This is a genomic window from Aeromonas media, from assembly GCF_000819985.1.
Taxonomy (GTDB): Bacteria; Pseudomonadota; Gammaproteobacteria; order Enterobacterales; family Aeromonadaceae; genus Aeromonas; species Aeromonas media.
Genome location: NZ_CDBZ01000154.1, coordinates 52,571 through 72,581 on the forward strand (window position 1 = coordinate 52,571; position 20,011 = coordinate 72,581).

General features: G+C 54.7%; 19 protein-coding genes and 1 pseudogene. 15 read left to right on the forward strand and 5 right to left on the reverse strand.

The features are described from left to right. The first annotated feature begins 63 nt into the window (after positions 1 to 63). Positions 64 to 999: a malate dehydrogenase gene (mdh, locus tag BN1127_RS13440; RefSeq protein ID WP_041206414.1), complete on the forward strand. Its 936-nt coding sequence runs from the start codon at positions 64 to 66 to the stop codon at positions 997 to 999. Between the two features lie 455 nt (positions 1,000 to 1,454). Further along, the gene (locus BN1127_RS13445; RefSeq protein ID WP_231557486.1) at positions 1,455 to 2,033 is read left to right on the forward strand and encodes a tetratricopeptide repeat protein; all 579 of its coding nucleotides are present in this window, start codon (positions 1,455 to 1,457) and stop codon (positions 2,031 to 2,033) included. 86 nt (positions 2,034 to 2,119) lie between these two features. Here the strand turns inward: BN1127_RS13445 and hmpA are convergent, their stop codons facing one another. Further along, entirely contained in the window at positions 2,120 to 3,313 is a 1,194-nt protein-coding gene (hmpA, locus tag BN1127_RS13450) for an NO-inducible flavohemoprotein (RefSeq protein ID WP_042649808.1), read from the reverse strand. A 111-nt stretch (positions 3,314 to 3,424) separates the two neighbouring features. Here hmpA and BN1127_RS13455 point away from each other — a divergent pair, with 111 nt between their 5' ends. After that, complete coding sequence (locus BN1127_RS13455) at positions 3,425 to 3,892, forward strand: Rrf2 family transcriptional regulator (RefSeq protein WP_041206413.1); 468 nt, start codon at positions 3,425 to 3,427, stop codon at positions 3,890 to 3,892. A gap of 31 nt (positions 3,893 to 3,923) precedes the next feature. On the opposite strand, the gene BN1127_RS13460 is transcribed toward BN1127_RS13455, so the two are convergent. Together BN1127_RS13460 and BN1127_RS13465 are read right to left on the reverse strand one after the other, a co-directional pair. Beyond that, positions 3,924 to 5,204, reverse strand: a complete 1,281-nt coding sequence (locus BN1127_RS13460; RefSeq protein WP_041206412.1) for an HlyC/CorC family transporter — start codon at positions 5,202 to 5,204, stop codon at positions 3,924 to 3,926. Between the two features lie 40 nt (positions 5,205 to 5,244). Then, positions 5,245 to 6,036 carry a cytochrome C assembly family protein gene (locus BN1127_RS13465; RefSeq protein ID WP_042649821.1) on the reverse strand — a complete coding sequence of 264 codons (792 nt, stop codon included), beginning with the start codon at positions 6,034 to 6,036 and terminating at the stop codon, positions 5,245 to 5,247. A 286-nt stretch (positions 6,037 to 6,322) separates the two neighbouring features. On the opposite strand from BN1127_RS13465, the gene ffh reads away from it, so the two are divergent. The 5 genes from ffh (at position 6,323) to rplS (ending at position 9,840) form a co-directional block, all read left to right on the forward strand. After that, positions 6,323 to 7,702 (forward strand): signal recognition particle protein, encoded by a 1,380-nt coding sequence (gene ffh, locus BN1127_RS13470; protein ID WP_042649809.1) that lies wholly within the window; start codon positions 6,323 to 6,325, stop codon positions 7,700 to 7,702. Between the two features lie 179 nt (positions 7,703 to 7,881). Then, positions 7,882 to 8,130: a 30S ribosomal protein S16 gene (rpsP, locus tag BN1127_RS13475; protein WP_042649810.1), complete on the forward strand. Its 249-nt coding sequence runs from the start codon at positions 7,882 to 7,884 to the stop codon at positions 8,128 to 8,130. A 24-nt stretch (positions 8,131 to 8,154) separates the two neighbouring features. Beyond that, entirely contained in the window at positions 8,155 to 8,676 is a 522-nt protein-coding gene (rimM, locus tag BN1127_RS13480) for a ribosome maturation factor RimM (RefSeq protein WP_005332346.1), read from the forward strand. A 34-nt stretch (positions 8,677 to 8,710) separates the two neighbouring features. Continuing rightward, entirely contained in the window at positions 8,711 to 9,460 is a 750-nt protein-coding gene (gene trmD, locus BN1127_RS13485) for a tRNA (guanosine(37)-N1)-methyltransferase TrmD (RefSeq protein WP_042649811.1), read from the forward strand. A gap of 32 nt (positions 9,461 to 9,492) precedes the next feature. Then, positions 9,493 to 9,840: a 50S ribosomal protein L19 gene (gene rplS / locus BN1127_RS13490; protein WP_005313505.1), complete on the forward strand. Its 348-nt coding sequence runs from the start codon at positions 9,493 to 9,495 to the stop codon at positions 9,838 to 9,840. A gap of 105 nt (positions 9,841 to 9,945) precedes the next feature. Here rplS and BN1127_RS13495 read toward each other — a convergent pair whose 3' ends face one another. Beyond that, positions 9,946 to 10,275 carry an isoamylase early set domain-containing protein gene (locus BN1127_RS13495; protein WP_025325698.1) on the reverse strand — a complete coding sequence of 110 codons (330 nt, stop codon included), beginning with the start codon at positions 10,273 to 10,275 and terminating at the stop codon, positions 9,946 to 9,948. 83 nt (positions 10,276 to 10,358) lie between these two features. Then, positions 10,359 to 11,033, reverse strand: a complete 675-nt coding sequence (gene mutH / locus BN1127_RS13500; RefSeq protein ID WP_042649812.1) for a DNA mismatch repair endonuclease MutH — start codon at positions 11,031 to 11,033, stop codon at positions 10,359 to 10,361. 734 nt (positions 11,034 to 11,767) lie between these two features. On the opposite strand from mutH, the gene rppH reads away from it, so the two are divergent. From rppH to BN1127_RS22820, 7 genes and pseudogenes are all read left to right on the forward strand, one after another. Beyond that, entirely contained in the window at positions 11,768 to 12,295 is a 528-nt protein-coding gene (rppH, locus tag BN1127_RS13505) for an RNA pyrophosphohydrolase (RefSeq protein ID WP_041206409.1), read from the forward strand. Positions 12,296 to 12,308: 13 nt separating this feature from the next. Then, on the forward strand, positions 12,309 to 14,588 hold the full coding sequence (gene ptsP, locus BN1127_RS13510; protein WP_042649813.1) for a phosphoenolpyruvate--protein phosphotransferase: 2,280 nt from the start codon (positions 12,309 to 12,311) through the stop codon (positions 14,586 to 14,588). A gap of 67 nt (positions 14,589 to 14,655) precedes the next feature. Then, entirely contained in the window at positions 14,656 to 15,483 is an 828-nt protein-coding gene (gene lgt, locus BN1127_RS13515; protein ID WP_041207083.1) for a prolipoprotein diacylglyceryl transferase, read from the forward strand. Next, positions 15,480 to 16,031 (forward strand): annotated as a pseudogene (gene thyA / locus BN1127_RS13520) (thymidylate synthase); the annotation flags it as partial. The gene lgt and the pseudogene thyA, both read left to right, overlap by 4 nt. Before the next feature lie 101 nt (positions 16,032 to 16,132). Further along, positions 16,133 to 17,347, forward strand: a complete 1,215-nt coding sequence (locus BN1127_RS13525) for a tyrosine-type recombinase/integrase (RefSeq protein WP_042649815.1) — start codon at positions 16,133 to 16,135, stop codon at positions 17,345 to 17,347. A gap of 20 nt (positions 17,348 to 17,367) precedes the next feature. Continuing rightward, the gene (locus tag BN1127_RS21605; protein WP_197069653.1) at positions 17,368 to 19,815 is read left to right on the forward strand and encodes a tyrosine-type recombinase/integrase; all 2,448 of its coding nucleotides are present in this window, start codon (positions 17,368 to 17,370) and stop codon (positions 19,813 to 19,815) included. Further along, positions 19,812 to 20,011, forward strand: a 200-nt coding sequence (locus BN1127_RS22820; RefSeq protein ID WP_231557487.1) for a hypothetical protein, incomplete at its 3' end; no start/stop codon positions are given. The genes BN1127_RS21605 and BN1127_RS22820, both read left to right, overlap by 4 nt.

Sequence of the window (20,011 nt, forward strand, 5' to 3'; positions counted from 1 at the left end):
TAAGAAACAGCGTTAACCCAACTAGAAACAACCTTAAACCTACGCTTAGACATGGAGTTGATCATGAAAGTTGCCGTTCTGGGTGCCGCCGGTGGCATCGGCCAAGCCCTTGCTCTGCTGTTGAAAAATCGCCTGCCTGCCGGTTCCGAGTTGAGCCTGTATGACATTGCCCCGGTCACTCCGGGCGTGGCGGCGGACCTGAGCCATATTCCGACTGACGTGAAAGTAAAAGGTTTCTGCGGTGAAGATCCGAGCCCGGCTCTGGTCGGCGCCGATGTCGTGCTGATCTCTGCCGGCGTGGCGCGCAAGCCCGGCATGGATCGTTCCGATCTGTTCAACATCAACGCCGGTATCGTCAAGAACCTGGTGGAGAAGTGTGCCGCCTCCTGCCCGCAGGCATTGATCGGCATCATCACCAACCCGGTCAACACCACGGTCGCCATCGCCGCCGAAGTGCTGAAGAAGGCCGGCGTCTATGACAAGCGTCGTCTGTTCGGCGTGACCACCCTGGACGTCATCCGTGGCGAGACCTTCGTGGCCGAGGCCAAGGGCCTGAACATCGACAAGATCCGCGTCAACGTGATCGGTGGCCACAGTGGCGTGACCATTCTGCCGCTGCTGTCCCAGATCGAAGGGGCCAGCTTCACCGCGGAAGAAGCGGCTGCCATGACCAAGCGCATCCAGAATGCCGGTACCGAAGTGGTGGAAGCCAAGGCCGGTGGCGGTTCTGCCACTCTCTCCATGGGTCAGGCTGCTTGCCGTTTCGGTCTGTCCCTCATCAAGGGTCTGCAGGGCGAAGCCAATGTCATCGAGTGCGCCTATGTGGAAGGCAACGGCGAGCACGCCACCTTCTTCGCGCAGCCGGTGCTGCTGGGCAAGAACGGTGTCGAGAGCGTGCTGGACTACGGCAAGCTGAGCGCCTTCGAGCAAGAGTCCATGGACAGCATGCTGGCTACCCTGAAGGCCGATATCCAGCTGGGTGTCGACTTCGTCAAGTAAGCCGCAGCGTCGATCATGAGGGGAGCCCAGGCTCCCCTTTGTCATTTCCGGGGTTTGCCATGGCGGACTAAGGAGATGGACCCGGCTGCCGATAAAGAGGGCAGCAGGAGATCCCTATGATGAAACCCAGTACCCTCATCGGCCTCGTCGGTTTGTGCAGCCTCCCCTTGCAGGGGGCCGAGCCGATCTCGGCGGCCACACAAACCCAGTCGGTGGCGGCCACCACAGTCCCGACCCCCTCGGCGGCTTTGCCATCGACCGCCCCGTCATCAGCACAGGTTGCATCAGCGACTCTACCGGCCATCGCACCTGTACCGTCAGCTGCCGTTGCCCCAGCGCCGGTGGCGTCGGCAGCGTTGCCTACGGCTGCCGCTGCTCCGACCCCTGTGCTGTCGAGCGTTGATGCACCCGCTCCAGTGGCATCAACCCCGGCGGCTGCTCCGCTGCCCAGGGCGGTGAATCCTGGATCCCTGGCCAAGGGAGAGCTGCAGGCTGTGCCGCTCTATCGGCAGGACGAGCTGCTCAACTGGATAGAGCAGGGACGTCATCTGACCCGGGTGAAGCAGGACAGGTGCCAGCTGACCCAGGACATAGAGGCACGCGCCTCTGTGATGAAGATCCCGGCCTATCAGTTCCTGTGGGGGGACATGCTGGCCTGGGGCGTCTGCACCAAGCCGGATGCCCAGGTAGGCGTGCAATACATGTGGGAGGCGGCCAATCAGGGCCTGGCTCCCGCACTGGAGCAGCTGGGGCGCTACTACTGGAAAGGCATCCTGGTCCAGAAGGACCTGGTACGGGCCGAGACCCTGATGCGGGAGGCTGCCAGCCTGGGTTTCCAGCGGGCCCAGATAGAGTGGGTCGAGATGCTGTTGCAGGGTATGGGCAGTCCGCTGGATTACGAGGAGGCCTACCACTGGCTGCACGGCGCCGTCATCGGCGACAAGGCGACCCACCAGAAGGCGGCTAGCCTGCTGAGCCGACTCGGTAATCGCATGCCCGCCAATGCCATCGCCCGCGCCAAGGCGATGCACTAAGTCCGGCAAGCCAGGCCACTCGATACAACAAGGCCCGCGAACCTGCGTTCGTGGGCCTTGTTCATTTTCCCTGTCAGGAGGCGGGATCAGAGATCCTGATGGGGGCCGAACACCTCGTAATGCATTCTGTCTGCGGGGACGCCCAAACTGCTCAGCTGATCTTTCACAGCCTTCATAAAGCCCAGGGGGCCGCAGAAGTAGTAGTGAGCGTTGGCCGGGATGAGGTCAGTGACCTGTTCCAGCGCCAGGGTGCCGCTGAAGTCGTAATCTTGCCCCTGCACGTCCTGTTCGGCAGGTGTCCTATACCAGACCCGGCTCTGCAAGCTGGCGTGCTGGCTGCTCTTTATCTGGATCTCTTCCTTGAAGGCATGCTGGGCGCCATGCTCGCAAGCGTGCAGCCAGCGGATTTCAGTCCCCGCTTGTTCAGCCAGCAACTGGTTCAGCATGCTCAGCATGGGGGTCAGACCCACTCCGGCGGAGATCAGTACCACTGGGGTGGCCGTCTCGGTCTGCAGGAAGAAGTCCCCCGCCGGTGGCATCAGCGCCACCTCGTCACCGATGTGAAGCTGGTCATGCAGCAGGTTGGAGGCCTGGCCCTGGGGCTCGCGCTTGACGCTGATGCGGTAGTCGCGGCCATTAGGGGCATCGGAGAGGGAGTATTGGCGGATCTCCTGATGCTCCAGTGTCGGGTGATTGAGCCTGATGCTGATATATTGCCCCGGCTTGAAGCGCAGTACGGGCTTGCCGTCGACGGGGGCCAGCACGAAGGAGGTGACAAGCTCGCTCTCCTGGCGCTTCTCCTTGATGAGGAAAGCGCGAGCACCTTGCCAGCCGCCGATCTCGCTCGCCTTCTCCCGGTAGAGCTCGCCCTCCCGGCCGATAAAGATATCGGCCAGCACCCCATAAGCCTTGCCCCAGGCCTCCAATACCTCGTCAGTCACCGCGCTGCCACCCATTTCTTTGAGCGTGGCCAAGAGATGACTACCCACAATGTGATATTGTTCCGGCTGGATCAGGAAACCCGTGTGCTTGTGGGCGATGCGTTCCACGGCACCGGCCAGGGCCCCCAGGTTGTCTATATTCCTGGCGTAGGCCGCCACTGCGCTGAACAGGGCCAGGGGTTGGCCGCCACTGCGCTGATGAGCCAGGTTGAACACATCCTTCAACTCGGGGTTGTGGCTGAACATGCGCTGGTAGAAGTGCTGGGTAAGGGCAGGCCCCGCCGATTCGAGCAAAGGAATGGTGCTCTTGATGACGGCGATGGTGGCTTGGTCTAACATAGGAGGTCCTTTCTAATTGAACATCTGGAATGTCACTTAATAAGTTGCATCCTAAATGTTTAATTGATCTGGATCAATCATCAATTCTTTGCGCTATGCGCCACAGGCACTATGAGACTAACAAGCTATACCGATTTTGGATTGAGAGCCCTGCTCTATCTGGCCACGTTGCCGGAGGGGGAATTGTCGAGCGTGGCCAAGGTGTCTGCCTTGTATGACGTCTCTCGCAATCACATGGTGAAGGTGGTGAACCAGCTGGTGAAGCTGGGTTATCTGCAGTCCCAGCGTGGCAAGAATGGCGGGATCCGCATGGCCTGTTCCCCTGAGAGCGTGAACATAGGCCAGGTGATCCGGGCGCTGGAAGGCAATCTGGATGGGATCGACTGCGGTTCCCCCGTCTGCCATATTGTCTCTGTCTGCCTGCTCAAGAGTGCACTGAAGGAGGCGATGAACGCCTTCCTGGCGGTGATGGACGGCTATACGCTGCAAGACTTGCTGGCCAACCGCGACGAGCTGCAGCAGGTGTTTGGCGAGTTGATCCCGACCCTGGTGCTGGAGCCGGATGACGAGAGCGAGTGAGACAAAAAAGGCTGCCATCGGCAGCCTTTTTTCAATCCTCGTAACCTGACTCGTTACGGTAGAGGTGTGGCATGATCCTCGCCATCTTCACCATGTTGTTTTCCACTTCGAGGATTTCGATGGGGTAACCCGCCAGCCTGACACTGATGTTGGGCTGGGGGATCTCCTCCAGGTACTCCAGAATCACCCCGTTGAGGGTGCGCGGGCCGTCGATGGGCAGGTGCCAGTGCATCTCCTTGTTCAGCTCGCGGATGCTGGCGGAGCCTTCCACCAGGAAGGATCCGTCCGGCTGGGGGTGGATCTCGTCGCTCGGCGCCGGGGCCATGGAGGTGGTGAAGTCGCCCACTATCTCTTCCAGGATGTCATCCAGGGTGATCAGCCCCTGAATATCGCCATACTCGTCGACAATCAGCCCGATCCTCTCCTTGTTGCGCTGGAACTTGGCCAGCTGCACGTTGAGCGGCGTGCCTTGTGGAATGAAGTAGATGGGATCGACTTCCCGCAGCAGGCTGGACTTGCTGAACTGGTCCCTGGCGACGAGCCTGAGGGCGTCACGAGAGTGTAAAAATCCGACAACGTCGTCAATATTGTCGCGATAGAGCAGGATCTTGGTGTGGGCGCAGTGGGCCAGCTGGCGCAGTATGCTCTTCCAGTCGTCATTGATGTCGATGGCAGAGATCTCGCTGCGCGGCACCATGATGTTTTCCACCGTCATCTTGTCCAGATCCAGAATGCTGATCAGCATCTCCTGATGGCGCTGGGGGATGAGGCTGCCCGCCTCGTTGACTATGGTGCGCAGCTCTTCGGTGTTGAGGGAGTCATCCTTGCGATGTTCGAGGCGCAGCAGCTTGAGCAAGAGGTTGGTGATGCTGTTGATGAGCCAGACCAGCGGGGCGAAGGGCACCATCAGCCCCTTGAGGACCCAGGAGGCGGGATAGGCGATGCGCTCGGGAAACATGGCCGCCAGTGTCTTGGGGGTGACTTCCCCGAACACCAGCACCACCAGGGTGAGGCCGAAGGTGGCGATGGCGACGCCGAGATCCCCAAACAGCCGGATGCAGACGATGGTGGCGATGGCGGAGGCCAGAATGTTGACCAGGTTGTTGCCGATGAGGATGAGGCCAAGCAGGCGATCCGGTCGGGCCAGCAGCTTTTCGACCCGACGGGCTGCCTTGTGTTTGGTTTGGGCCAGATGCCGCAGCTTGTAGCGGTTGAGGGACATCAGACCGGTTTCGGAACTGGAGAAGAAGGCTGACAACACAATCAAAATAACGAGAACAATCAGTAATGTGCTCGTTGAGATACTGTCCAAGAAGGGCTCCTGTTGGGGTGGTTTTTGGGGTGCTGAACCGTCAGCTCAGCAAGACTTCCTTGACGAAGCGGCTGCCAAAGTAAGCCAGGGTCAGGATGACGCTGCCGATGAGGCTCAGCATGATGACCTTGCGACCACGCCAGCCACGGGTGTGGTGACCCCACAGCAGCAAGGCGTAGACGCACCAGGCCAGGATCGAGAGGATGGCCTTGTGGGATTTGCCCTGGGCAAACATGTCTTCCAGGAAGAACAGACCCGAGGCGATGGAGAGGGTCAGCAGCAACAGGCCCGCGGAGATGAGCTGGAACAGACGCTTCTCCACCGTCATCAGGGGCGGCATGGCGGGCAGATGGCTTATCTTTCTGGACTTCAGCTGCCGATCCAGACAGGCAAGCTGCAGCGCAAACAGGCAGGCGATCATCAGTACCGAATAGGCCATCAAGGCGAGCCCGATGTGCAGCAGCAGTTGGGGGTGCGCTTCCAGATGAGTGATGTAGCGGCCCGGAATCAGGGCGCTGGCGGCGAGCAGCAAGGCCGAGAAACTGTAGACCACGGGCAGCAGGATCCAGCCGTTGAAACGGCGGGTAACGCAGGTCATGAAGCCGCTGATGATGAGGCTGACCAGGGAGGCGACGTTCAACATGCTGAGATTCTGGCCGGAATGGGTGGCCAGCACCTCGCTTCCCACCGCCACACCATGTGCAGTCAGGGCCAGGCCGACACAGGCAAACAGCGACACCTGCCCGACGGGCTTGGCGCTGAGCAGCAGGTGCAGAGAGGCGATGATGGCCAGCAGGTAAAACGCCAGGGCCAGAACAGAGATCACGATCATAACCAGGTCGTTGTCGAACAAGCTTTTATGGATAAGAGGGGCAGTATACCTTGCACAAGATATGCTCGCCAGTTGTGCCAGGGGCTAACTGCCCATATATAAGTAGCAGCTGACAGCCCCGTGCGGCGAATAATCGTCCTCCGGCGTTGACTGGGGTATAATGCCCTCCATTTGTTACACCCGCTCATTCGATGGCGGGTCACCGCCTCAAGCGGTGAGTAATCGTCCCCACAGTGCTGACTGGGGTATAATGCCCCACTAGTTACGCCAAGAATCGGAATGCGTCATGTTTGAGAATTTGACTGAACGACTCTCGCGCACCCTGCGCAATGTCAGTGGCCGTGGCCGACTGACCGAAGAGAACATCAAGGATACCTTGCGTGAAGTACGCATGGCGCTGCTCGAGGCGGACGTGGCCCTGCCGGTGGTGCGTGACTTCGTTGCCCGCGTGAAAGAGCGTGCAGTCGGCCAGGAAGTGGCCAAGTCCCTGAGCCCGGGCCAGGCCTTCATCAAGATAGTGCATGGCGAGCTGGTCTCCGTCATGGGAGAGGCGAACGAGCAGCTCAATCTGGCCGCACAGCCGCCGGCCATCATCCTGATGGCGGGCCTGCAGGGTGCCGGTAAGACCACGACTGTGGGCAAGCTCGCCAAGCTGCTCAAGGAGCGCCACAAGAAGAAGGTGCTGGTGGTCAGTGCCGACGTCTACCGCCCGGCGGCGATCAAGCAGCTCGAGACCCTGGCCAATGACATCTCGGTCGATTTCTTCCCAAGCGATGTGACCCAGAAGCCGGTGGCGATCGCCACCGCCGCCATCGATCAGGCGCGCAAGAAATTCTATGACGTGGTGATCGTCGATACCGCCGGTCGTCTGCACGTGGACACCGAGATGATGGCGGAGATCCAGGATCTCCACGCCACCATCAAGCCGGTCGAGACCCTGTTCGTGGTGGATGCCATGACAGGTCAGGATGCTGCCAATACCGCCAAGGCGTTCAACGAAGCGCTGCCGCTCACCGGCGTCATCCTCACCAAGGCGGACGGCGACGCCCGCGGCGGTGCCGCCCTGTCGGTGCGCCACATCACCGGCAAGCCGGTCAAGTTCATCGGTATGGGCGAGAAGACCGATGCCCTTGAGCCCTTCCACCCGGATCGACTCGCATCCCGCATCCTCGGCATGGGGGACGTGCTGTCGCTCATCGAAGAGGTGGAACGCAACGTCGACAAGGAAAAAGCCGCCAAGCTGGCCAACAAGGTCAAGAGCGGCAAGGGCTTCGATCTGGAAGATTTCCGCGAGCAGCTGGCCCAGATGCGCAACATGGGCGGCATGATGGGCATGCTCGACAAGTTGCCCGGCATGTCCGGTCTGCCGGATAACGTGAAAGATCAGATGGATGACAAGATCACAGTGCGGATGGAGGCCATCATCAGCTCCATGACGCCCAAGGAGCGTGCTCATCCCGATCTCATCAAGGGCTCCCGCAAGCGTCGCATCGCCGCGGGTTCCGGCATGCAGGTGCAGGACGTGAACAAGCTGCTCAAGCAGTTCACCGAGATGCAGCGCATGATGAAGAAGATGTCCGGCAAGGGTGGCATGCGCAAGATGATGGGCCAGATGAAGAACATGCTGCCACCCGGATTCGGTGGTGGCGGGCGCGGTCCGTTCTGATTTTCCTGCTTGTCAGGCAAAAAGGCTCACTTCGGTGAGCCTTTTTCATGCCAACTCCTGCGCAAAAAATAGCAGGCTTGGTTGCAATTATTACGAATCCAAGTAGAATTACGCGGCTTATTTTAAGCTAGGGTCTGCGTATTTGCAGGCCTTGTTCATTAGATGTTCATGAGGACGATATGGTAACCATTCGTTTACAACGTGGTGGCGCGAAAAAGCGTCCGTTCTACCAGGTAGTAGTTTCTGACAGCCGTTGCGCCCGTGACGGTCGCTTCATCGAGCGCGTTGGTTTCTTCAACCCGGTTGCTGCTGGTAACGCTGAAAAGCTGAACCTGGACCTGGCTCGTATCGAGCATTGGGTTGCTACTGGTGCCACTGTTTCTGACCGTGTTGCCAAGCTGATCAAAGACGCTAAAAAAGCTGCTTAATCAGCCAAGCGGTAAGGAGTTAAGGTGGAAAAACCTATAGTTCTGGGCACCCTGGGTACCGTTTACGGCATCAAGGGCTGGCTTAAAGTGAACTCCTTCACCGATGTTGCCGAAGCGATTTTCGATTACAACCCCTGGCTGATCAATCAGAACGGGGTATGGCGTGAGATTCAGGTTTCGGCCTGGAAGCGTCACAACAAGGGTCTGATCTGCAAGCTCGATGGTATCGATGTGCGCGAGGATGCCCTGGCATTGACCAATGTCGAGATTGGCGTAGCCGCCGATCTGTTGCCTGCGTTGCCTGAAGGTGAGTTCTACTGGCGTGACCTGATTGGTTGCTCCGTGATGACTACCAAGGGATACGACCTGGGCAAGGTGACCGAATTGATGGAAACCGGCTCCAACGATGTGTTGGTGGTTGAGGCCAATGTAAAAGATGCCTTTGGTGCAAAGGAGCGGCTGATCCCGTTCCTGGAAGAGCAGGTGATCAAGAATATTGATCTGACTGCTCGAACAATCGAAGTTGATTGGGATCCTGGTTTCTAGTTTCCCGCGCTAACACGGGTGCCGGAGGTTTCTTATGTGGATTGGGGTGATTAGCCTCTTCCCGGAAATGTTCCGAGCCATTACCGAGCACGGGGTAACGGGTCGGGCCGTCAAGAGTAGCCTGCTGCAGATTGAGTGCTGGAACCCTCGGGATTTCACCCACGACAAACACCGTACGGTCGATGATCGTCCTTATGGTGGTGGACCTGGGATGCTGATGATGGTTCAGCCGCTGCGTGATGCGATTCATGCAGCCAAGCAAGCGGCGGGAGACGGGGCGAAAGTCATCTATCTCTCTCCTCAGGGGCGCAAGCTGACTCAAGCGGGCGTAACCGAGTTGGCGACGAATCAGAAACTGATTCTGGTCGCCGGTCGATACGAAGGTATCGATGAACGCGTGATACAAACCGAAGTCGACGAAGAGTGGTCTATCGGGGATTACGTGTTAAGTGGTGGCGAGTTGCCTGCCATGACCCTGATCGATGCGGTTTCGCGTCTGGTCCCGGGGGTCCTGGGCGATCAGGCCAGTGCCGAGCAGGACTCCTTCACGGATGGCCTGCTGGATCATCCCCACTACACTCGGCCGGAGTTGTTGGATGGAATGGCGGTGCCCGAGGCGCTGACAAGCGGCAATCACGAAGTGATTCGGCGCTGGCGTCTCAAGCAGTCGCTCGGACGAACCTGGCAGAGAAGGCCGGAACTTATTAACAACCTAGCTCTGACTGACGAGCAAGAATCACTTCTTGCCGAGTATGTCCGCGAAGTGCGTGACAGCGTTAAGTAGAGTTTTCAGTTTATCCTAGGTAAGGAAAGACAATGAGCAAGATTATTCAGCAGCTTGAACAAGAGCAACTGCGTACCGACATCCCGGCTTTTGCCCAGGGCGACACCGTACGTGTTCAAGTTCGTGTTAAAGAAGGTGGTAAAGAGCGTCTGCAGGCTTTCGAAGGCATCGTTATTGCCAAGCGTAACCGCGGTCTGCACTCTGCTTTCACCGTTCGCAAGATCTCCAACGGCGAAGGTGTTGAGCGTGTATTCCAGACTCACTCTCCGCTGATCCACAGTGTAGAACTGAAGCGCCGTGGTGATGTTCGCCGCGCCAAGCTGTACTACCTGCGCAACCTGTCCGGCAAAGCTGCTCGTATCAAAGAGAAGCTCAACTAATTCGATTCGAATTGGTGTCGGTATGTCGACGAATAGCTCGACAGGTAGTGAAAAGGCTCGCCAATGGCGAGCCTTTTTTGTATGTGGGTTTCGCACAGGCCGGCTTCAGCCAGGCTGGCTGACCCGCACCACAGAGTTGTCGCGCCCGAAGGGGCCGGGCACATAGTCGTCCGCTTCCCAGTCGTTGTCATAACGGGTCTCCCCGTCTGGCTGCACCAGTTGATAGCAATACTCGAAATGGCTGGGGCCATCGGTGGGAAGGTTGAGGGTCGCCTTGAACTCCCCGCTCTTCATTCTTTTCAATTCAATGGGTTGCCACTGGCTGAACTCCCCCAGCAGCAAGACCTGTTCGGCCTCGCCTGCGGCCTCTTTTTCCACTGCGAAGGTCACCTTGACCTCGGGGCGGGACTTGAGAAATTGCTTGTTGATCGGCATATCGACTCCTTGTCACTGACTGCGAAGAAAGTAGCGCTGCTCATTTTTATATCACCTTATGACAAAGATGTTGATAGCAATCGTCAGGCAGGCAGGGCGAAATGACGCCGAAGCAATTGGTGAGTGAACTCAATCTTGAGGTAGAACCCCCTTGGCAGTGTCTGGATCGGCTGGCCATTGCGGCCAATGGCGCGAGTCAGCGCCTTGCTGTTGGCCGCCTTGGGGCGCAGTTGCATGACCTGACCGTGGCGGGCGCTGATCTGCTCCACCTCCCCCAGCACTATCATGTCCATCAGCTCCTCCCAATCCTGACGCAGCAACCTGTCTTCTTCTTCGCTCGGGCTCCACAGCAAGGGCATGCCTACCCGGCGTTCACCGACGGGGATGGTGCGGCTGCCCTCCACCGGGATCCAGAGTACCCGCGACAGCTTGTTGCGCACATTGGACTCCTCCCAGCGCTGGCCACTGATCCCGATGAGGGGAGCGACGCAGACGAAGGTGGTTTCCAGTGGTTTGCCCTGAGGATCGATCGGGATCGTCTTGAGCTCGATGCCGAGATCGGGGAAGTCCTGCTCCGGCCGGCTGCCCGCGCTGGCGCCCAGCTGCCACTCGATCAACTGACCGATCCACCCCTTGTCCCGTCTGAGATCCCGTGGCACCGGGATGCCGGCCGTCGCAGCGAGCTGGGCCAGGGTGAAGCCGGCCATGGCGTAGGCGCGCGCCAGCAATTCCTGCTCTGACTGTGGGTTGGCGGGCATGAGGGGCTCCTGTTGACGAGAAGGGGGGTGGACAAGTGTGATCCTGACAGAGGATCGCTGTTTTTGTAACCGATCCTTGCCCGACTATGCACAGGGGGGGCAAGATTGTGAATTATCATCTATGGCAATGATTTTAAAGGAGTTTGACTTTTTTCTCCAGCCTGGAGAACGGGAGGATCCCGGTTGCAACGAGTTGTCCAAGGGTTTGGCCTGGCTGTTGCACATAGTTATCCACAGAAATCTTGGATAACTGACATAAAGTGGTGATACAGGGCCTGGCATCAGAAATAAATGTGAGAGCACACCGATTTTTCTCGCCATATCGGTGCAGATAATGCGCCATCCTTGTGGATAAACTAGCCTTGGTGGATCTTTGAGCAGTCGAACTTGTTCACAATTGACAGCCAGGATCCTCGGGCGCAAAAGACATGGATCTTGATCCAGTCTTTAAATATTAACTATATGTATTTAAATGAATATTTTGTTTTTATATGAATCGGGTATGATACGGCATGATTTGAAGTCGTAGTATAAAACTACTGTATATACCCGCTTGATCACAGGCTTATGCACAGTCTGGGTGGGCAACTTGCGGAGCTTGTCCTTCAGGTTTGTTTATAACTTTGCTTGAAATGCCAAGTTATTCATGAGTGGAAGATGACAGTCCCTGTTTGCCGCCACGGGGTGAATGTGGAACAATCTCTTTATAGATTCAGCCTTTATAAGGTGATCACGTGATAGATGGCGACGGATTTCGTCCCAATGTCGGCATCGTGATCTGTAACCGTGACGGGCAAGTATTGTGGGCTAAGCGCTATGGGCAGCACTCCTGGCAGTTTCCGCAGGGGGGGGTTGATGATGGTGAATCGCCGGAACAGGCCATGTATCGTGAGTTGTATGAGGAGATAGGCCTCAAGCCCGACGATGTGACCATACTGGCGACCAGTCGCAACTGGCTGAAGTACCGCTTACCCAAACGACTCGTTCGCTGGGACAGTTCACCGGTCTGTATTGGCCAGAAGCAGAAATGGTTTTTGTTGCAGCTCGAGCCTGGCAAAGAGTCCAGGATCCAGTTCGGCTGTCATGGTCACCCGGAATTTGATGATTGGCGTTGGGTCAGCTTCTGGTACCCGGTTCGTCAGGTCGTCTCCTTCAAGCGGGAAGTTTACCGCCGGGTGATGAAGGAGTTTGCCCCGCTGGCCATGCCGGTGCCGGTGGTGCAGGTTAATCGAAAGGATGGGCGGCGCAACCGCTCGCGCTAAGGAGCACAATTAGTTGCTGACGGAACTCAGACGCATCGTCGAGAGCATGGCCGAGGCCAACACCCTCGAACAGGCCTTGCAAGCATTGGTGAGCCAGACCCGACTCGCCATGATGGTGGACTGCTGCTCCGTTTATGTCGCCGAGCCCGATATGCGCCGCTATCGACTGGCGGCGACCGATGGGCTGGCCGAGTCGGCGGTGGGCAAGGCCACCCTGCCGTTCGAGCAGGGCATAGTCGGTCTGGTGGGTCAGCGGGAAGAGCTGATCAACCTGGCCGATGCCCCTTCTCATCCGAGTTTCAAGTTTCTGCCCGATGTCGCAGAAGAGGCGTTTCGCTCCTTCCTCGGCGCCCCCATCATGCACCAGCGCCAGGTGGTCGGCATTCTGGTGGTGCAGCAGAAAGAGAGCCGGCTGTTCGATGAAGGGGAAGAGTCCTTCATGGTCACCCTGGCGGCGCAACTGGCGGCCCGCATCGCCCAGGCCCAGGCCAAGGGCTGGTTGCAGAAGACCGACTGGAGCAAGCCGCTGCGTGGCATCGCCGGTGCCAGCGGCATCGCCATCGCCAAGGCCTGGGTGTGGCGTCCGCGCAAGGCGCTCAACAGCATCACCCCGCGCAAGGATGAGGAGCACGGCAAGCAGCTGGCTCGGCTGGAGCTTGCGGTGGAAGAGGTGCGCCACGATCTGGAGAGCCTGGCGCTGCGCTTTCGCGAGAGCTACAGCCAGGACTCGGTCGCCGTCTTCGACATCTATCTGCACCTGCTGAACGATCCCGGCTACATCAAGCCGATCCGCAACAAGGTCAGCAAGGAGCACTGGACCGCCATCTCCGCGGTCAAGATCATCAGCGATCGGCTGATCGATCAGTTCAAGGGGATGAAGGATCCCTATCTGCGGGAGCGCTCAACCGATGTGAAAGACATCGCCCAGCGGCTCATCAGCCGGCTGGTGCAGGACGAACCCGAGCAGCTCACCATAGGAGAGCCGGTGGTGCTGGTCGCCGACGAGGTGACCGCCACCATACTCGCCGAGATCCCGCGGGAGTTTCTGAGCGGTGTGGTCTCCCTCAAGGGCGGGACCAACTCCCATGCCGCCATCCTGGCCCGTGCCATGGGGGTAGCGGCCATCATGGGGGTGGATCTGCCGCTCGGCGATATAGGCGGGCGCACTCTGGTGGTCGACGGCTACAGCGGCGATCTCTTCATCGAGCCCAATCAGGTGATCCTGACCGAGTACCGGCAACTGCTCAATGAGGAGCGGGCGCTCGATACCCTGGTGCGCAGCGTCGACAATCAACCCTCGGAGACCGCAGACGGCACCCCTGTCTCCCTGCTGCTCAACGCCGGCCTCAGCGCCGACACCGAGATATCCCTCAACCATCTGGCGGATGGGGTCGGACTCTATCGCACCGAGATCCCCTTCATGCTGCAGGACAGCTTCCCCTCCGAATGGGAGCAGACGGCGCGCTATCGTGGGATCCTGGAGACCTATCGGGATCGCCCCGTCTGCATGCGCACCCTGGATGTAGGGGGGGACAAGCAATTGCCCTATTTCCCCATCGTGGAGGAAAATCCCTTCCTTGGCTGGCGGGGGATCCGGCTCACCCTGGATCACCCCGAGTTGTTCCTGGTGCAGCTCAAGGCCATGCTGCGCGCCAGCGAAGGGCTGGACAATCTGGCCATCATGCTGCCGATGATCAGCAGCGTCAGTGAAATCAAGGCCTCCCGCCGGCTGCTGGATCAGGCCTGGCGTGAAGTGTCGGAAGAGGCGGCGAGCCGCGATGCGGTGATCCGCTACCCCAGCCTGGGGGTGATGATAGAGGTGCCCTCCGCCCTCTACATCCTGCCGGAGATGGCCCCCCTCATCGACTTCTGGTCGGTGGGCAGCAATGACCTGACCCAGTATCTGCTGGCGGTGGATCGCAACAACGCCCGGGTCGCCAGTATCTATGACGCCTTCCACCCCGCGGTGATCCGCGCCCTGCAACTGCTGGTCGATGCCTCCCATCGCTACCAGAAGCCGGTCTCGGTCTGCGGTGAGCTGGCCGGGGATCCGGTCGGCGTGCTGCTGTTGCTGGCCATGGGCTATCGCCGTTTCAGCATGAACACCCACAACATTTCCCGCATCAAGTACGTGTTGCGTCAATCCGATCTCGGCGAGCTGAAGGCGCTGATGGCCGATGGCCTCAAGCACGACAATCCCCACGTGCTCCGTGGCCTGTTTGCCCGCTACCTGGAAGAGCACGGTCTTGGCGGTTTGCTGCGCGCGGGTCACAAGACCAAGCTGCCCGATTGATATTCAGTCTTGTTCCTGCTGACGAATGATCGGAGAATGCGGCTTTTCTTATGACTGGGGCCGCGCCATGCAGCACGACGGATATTGGGTTTTCTCGCAGATTGATCCCGTAGCATTCAGTTTGGGACCACTATCGGTACGCTGGTATGGTCTCATGTATTTGTTTGGTTTCGCCTTTGCCATGTGGCTTGCGGGCCGCCGCGCCGACGCGCCCAACAGTGGCTGGACCCGCAACGAGGTGTCTGACCTGCTGTTCTACGGCTTCCTCGGGGTGATCCTGGGCGGTCGTATCGGTTATGTGCTGTTCTACAACTTCGATCTCTTCCTGGCCGATCCCACCTACCTGTTCAAGATCTGGACCGGGGGCATGTCGTTCCACGGCGGTCTGATCGGGGTCATCACCGCCATGATCTGGTTTGCGCACAAGACCAAGCGTCACTTCTTCACCGTGGCGGACTTTGTGGCACCGCTCATTCCATTCGGTCTCGGCGTCGGCCGTATCGGCAACTTCATGAACGGCGAGCTGTGGGGCCGGGTCACGGACGTGCCCTGGGCCATCATCTTCCCGGAGGCAGGCCCCGAGCCGCGTCACCCCTCCCAGCTCTACCAGTTCGCCCTGGAAGGTGTGGTGCTCTTCATCATCCTGAACCTGTTCTGGCGCAAGAACCCGCCACGGGGCGCCATCTCCGGCATGTTCCTGCTGTTCTACGGCCTGTTCCGCTTCCTGGTGGAGTTCGTACGCCAGCCTGACAGTCAGCTGGGTCTCTACTTCCAGGAGATCAGCATGGGCCAGATCCTCTCCACCCCGATGATCATCATCGGCGCCCTGATGATCTGGGTTGCCTACAAGCGTCCGCAGTTGTTCGGCAACGCAGCGAAGGAGGCAAAGCAATGAGGGCCTATCTCGACCTGATGCAGAAGATCCTGGATGAAGGCACAGTCAAATCCGATCGCACCGGCACGGGGACCGTCTCCCTGTTCGGTCATCAGATGCGCTTCAATCTGGCGGAAGGCTTCCCGCTGGTCACCACCAAGAAGTGTCACCTGCGCTCCATCATTCATGAATTGCTGTGGTTCCTCAATGGCGACACCAACACCTCCTACCTGAAAGAGCACGGCGTCAGCATCTGGGACGAGTGGGCCGACGAGCATGGCGATCTGGGCCCTGTCTACGGTGCCCAGTGGCGCTCCTGGCCAGCGGCCGATGGCACCGTCATCGACCAGATCCAGAAGGCGGTGGATGACATCAAGCACAACCCGGATTCCCGCCGCATCATAGTCTCCGCCTGGAACGTGGGTGAGCTGGACAAGATGGCGCTTGCCCCTTGTCATGCCTTCTTCCAGTTCTATGTGGCGGACGGCAAGCTCTCCTGCCAGCTCTATCAGCGCAGCTGCGACGTCTTCCTTTTAGACAACACAGCAAATTCTGCACAATACGAACTAGCTGCATAGTAAAGAGTCAATACAAAGACATTTTATTGTCAACATTTGCTGTTTGCACAATGCAGGTCTAGACTGCTCCTAGCGATGTTAGGAGCAGAGTTATGCATGTGGTCATACAGAAGAATGAACCGATAGTTAGCTCACAGATCGACTCAATAGAGATTGAGGCTGGTCAGAAGGCTGATGGCGTTTTGTTCTTGGACAAGCAGTTCAAAGTGGTTGAGTATCCAAGTGAGTGGTTGTCTCACGAAGCCAATCACCGCCGCATCTCCGAGCAAACCGTTGTTACGTACTCCCGTAACATGAGGTACTTTCTTGAGTACATTGATGACCGCATGAGTGATGAGTGGTCGTTAGATGAAAAGTTACTTAATGTTCATCTCTCATTACTTGAAAACTGGGTTCGTTACCAAATTGATGATCTAAAATTAGAGGCATCGACGGTCACCAATCGAGAGATGACGATTAGGGCGTTTTATGACTACTTCACAGACAAGACGCGTCATAAGAACCCTATAGAAAACAACCCCTTCCCCAGTGACCCCATCACTAGCAAGCCCAACAATAAGCAAGTCCAGGCCGTATCTGTACGTGATGTACAGAACCTCATGTTCTGTACGCCATACGAGCGTGAACGCACCCTCCTGCAATTCCTTCTGGATTCTGGTGTCCGGATCAGTGAACTCCCTCGCGTGACGTATGGCGATGTACAAGAGGCCCAGAACTTTGTGAGTGGCTCTTACATCACTGACGGCATTGACAAACCTGCTGTAGAAGCAGGCTATGCAGCATTACTCATACATGGCTCGAAGGGTCGGCAGGACTCTGTTAAGGAGCGTCACACAGTCATCACCAAACCAACACTTGATCGCCTGAAAGCCTATCACTCAAGCCCCTTATACAAGCGATACCAGCGTCTATACGCAGATCAAAATACTGCTCCAATTTTCTTTAACACGGAAGGTCGCCCATTTACTAAGGCGTCCATCGCCGCTCTCATTACTCGCATATCTAAACGTGCAGAAAAAAATAGAACATTATCCAAAAAGGCCCATGCGCATCTTTTCCGTCATAGCTTTGCCTATCTGACTCTACAAGATACTGGTCGTGGTCATGACTTCTTAGATCGGCTTGTATTCGTCCAGAAATCTCTAGGTCATACATCTATTAAAACCACAGAGCGTTATACCAATATCCCACATGATATTTATGACTCAATTGTTAACAAGGATGGGGAAATACAATCTCGCATTGAAAAAATGCAATTACTTGTAGATTCGACAAAAACTCGTATCAAATTGGTAGATAAAAAATGAGTTGCTTAGCTGAGACCGCTTTGGCAAAAGCCATGAACTGCAACAAGCACTTGGGGAAATTGCAGCTTACCATCATCATGGCAATTTTCGATCCCGAGTTTTTATTGAACATCCCTTTTGTAAATAAAAAAGATGGTGTTGTAAGTCTGTCATGTGAGTTTTTATCAAAATTGACCAGTGTTGAAGTTAGCACAATAAAACAAATGCATGAAAATCGCCATTTCACGCAAGTATATGAGGCATTTGTCAATGCTGGTGTTATAAGGCCAAACTATGATGGCATTACTTGTAATAAAATCAGATTGTTGGAACGAGCAAAATTATATATAAGAAAACATGAAGATGTGCTGGCTGATATACCATTGATAAATGGACGGATATCAGTTCGTGCGTTTGAATTATTGCCAATTTGTAAAAAGTTAGGCATTAATGGCTTTTCAACGTCAATAAATAAGCTTGGTAAAGATAATGTAGTCGGCAAAGAATACGCCGAATTTTTTAAATGGTTGTATAAATTGATCGTTTCACATGGTCATTTCGATGAAAAGTCATTCGTATCATATACAGATAAAGCTAAACAAAGGAAAAAGTTTGTTGAGGGTGAAAGTGCTTGGGCTATTTTCAAGATTGCTAGAAAATATGAAGGATTCACAGAGAGTGTTGATTCGTTAAATCACATGGAGAACACTAGCCCGCTGATGGCGCTTTTTGCTTTGGCTTCTAAACGAGTAAAGGCTAAATCCTCCATACAAAATTATTTGGCAACTTATTCTAGCTTTATTAAGTATCTGGAAGCGAATAATATAAGTCATACATCATCACTGGCTGAATGCGTCAATGATTATATATCCTTACGTTATAAATCGTATATTGAAGATATTTTACTTGGAAAGACGCTATCTCCTTCACAAGCAAACACATACATCAGCTGTTTAAACTTGACTTTGCAGCGGCTCGTAGTCTTTGAAGAGTTTAAAGGGCGGTCTTTCATATATGCATCTGGCTTTGATGTTGGCTCATTTTCAAATAAAGCAATGGCTTATACGCCATATACCCCAGAAGAACGTAATTTAATCCAAGTGAAATTGGATAGACAGATTGTAGAGTTAAAAAACTCTTGGCTTACACCATATGTGAAATCAGTCAAGTGTCATGATTTTATCAATGCTAGAGGAAAAAGGAGCATTATTGTTAGTGATAACATTACTTTAGAATCATTAAAAAGTTGGTTCGATCATGAGTGTGACTCAATACCATTTTATTTTGATGGATATAAAGATGCTCATAGTGATGATCCAAGAAGCATTTTTATACGAGCTCTTACCAGCCTAAAAATGCGTAAGATTTTTAATGGGAACATTAGTGAATTATGGGATATATGGAATGTGCCTGGGCGTATAGTAAATGCGAAGGCGCTTATCCCTCTCTATCTTAAGTTGATCCAAGTCACAGGGATGAACCCATCATCAATAATAGACCTCGAAATTGATGATTTTGTGGTTTCACATGATGCAACAAATCGTCCGTGTCTTAGATATTGGAAAGAGCGTAGTACGGGAGCGAAAGAATATCACCTTGATATATTCAATTGTGACATAACTTGGTTGTCTATGGGACAAGCTAAAGTTGTTGAAGATATTTTCGAGACGATTATAGCAATAACTAAACACGTCAGAGTTAATGCTGGCGATGACGTTAAGAACAAGCTTTTTATTTGTAACAGTACAGCTAGAAATAAATCCAATGATGCTGAGTGGCATGCACCTATAGTTCCAACAATGGAGCAGATGTGGAATTGTTTAAAGGATTTTTCCAATGATTTGAAAAATGAAAATGGAGAGGCGGTAGAGGTCATTGCTACTCGCTTTCGTTCCTCATTCATTTCTGAGTTGATTGATAATGGTGTGCCCCTTCGTGAAATACAAATGATTATGGGTCATGCTAATATTGGTGTTACTCTAGCTTATTTAGACAGAATGGATTTTAATAAGCAGTCTCGGAGTAAAATTTATGCGGCACTTACCAAAATATATGAAAACAGCTACGAATTAAAAAGCAGACCTAATGGTGATGATGTTAGCGTAAAAAATTTTCAAGAAGTAATTTATAAAACTCCATTAGGTGGGTGCAAGAATATCTTTGATCCGCCTGATATCATTAAGTCCCTAAATAGCTACAAGAGTGGAAGTGCTTGTGCAAACTTCAATAAGTGCCTATCTTGTAATAATGTAATTATTACAAGATCTCATCTTCCTGATTTATTTGCATTGTATCGAGATTATACTCAGGTTGCCCGTAATACAAGGTTGATGCTGACACCTCATGGAAAAGTTATTCAGGATAATATAGATATACTTGAATCTATATTAGGTGAGCGATCTGAATTTTCAGCTAAAGAATTAGAGGTTGCTAAACGGCTATCATTAAATATTGAATCTACAATCTTGATTGATGGTGTATCTCTATGAATATTGAGCATGTTGATAATGTTTTTTTCAAAAGTAACTTGCAGCAACTACTTGCTCAAATATACATAGACAATAAAAATGAAGCTAGTAAAAATGACGATATAAATATTCTCAATTTACTGGCGTTTCCTGTGACCTCAAAATCTCTATTCAGAGATGATGTTTGGGACTACACACAGGGCGAGATCGTGAACAT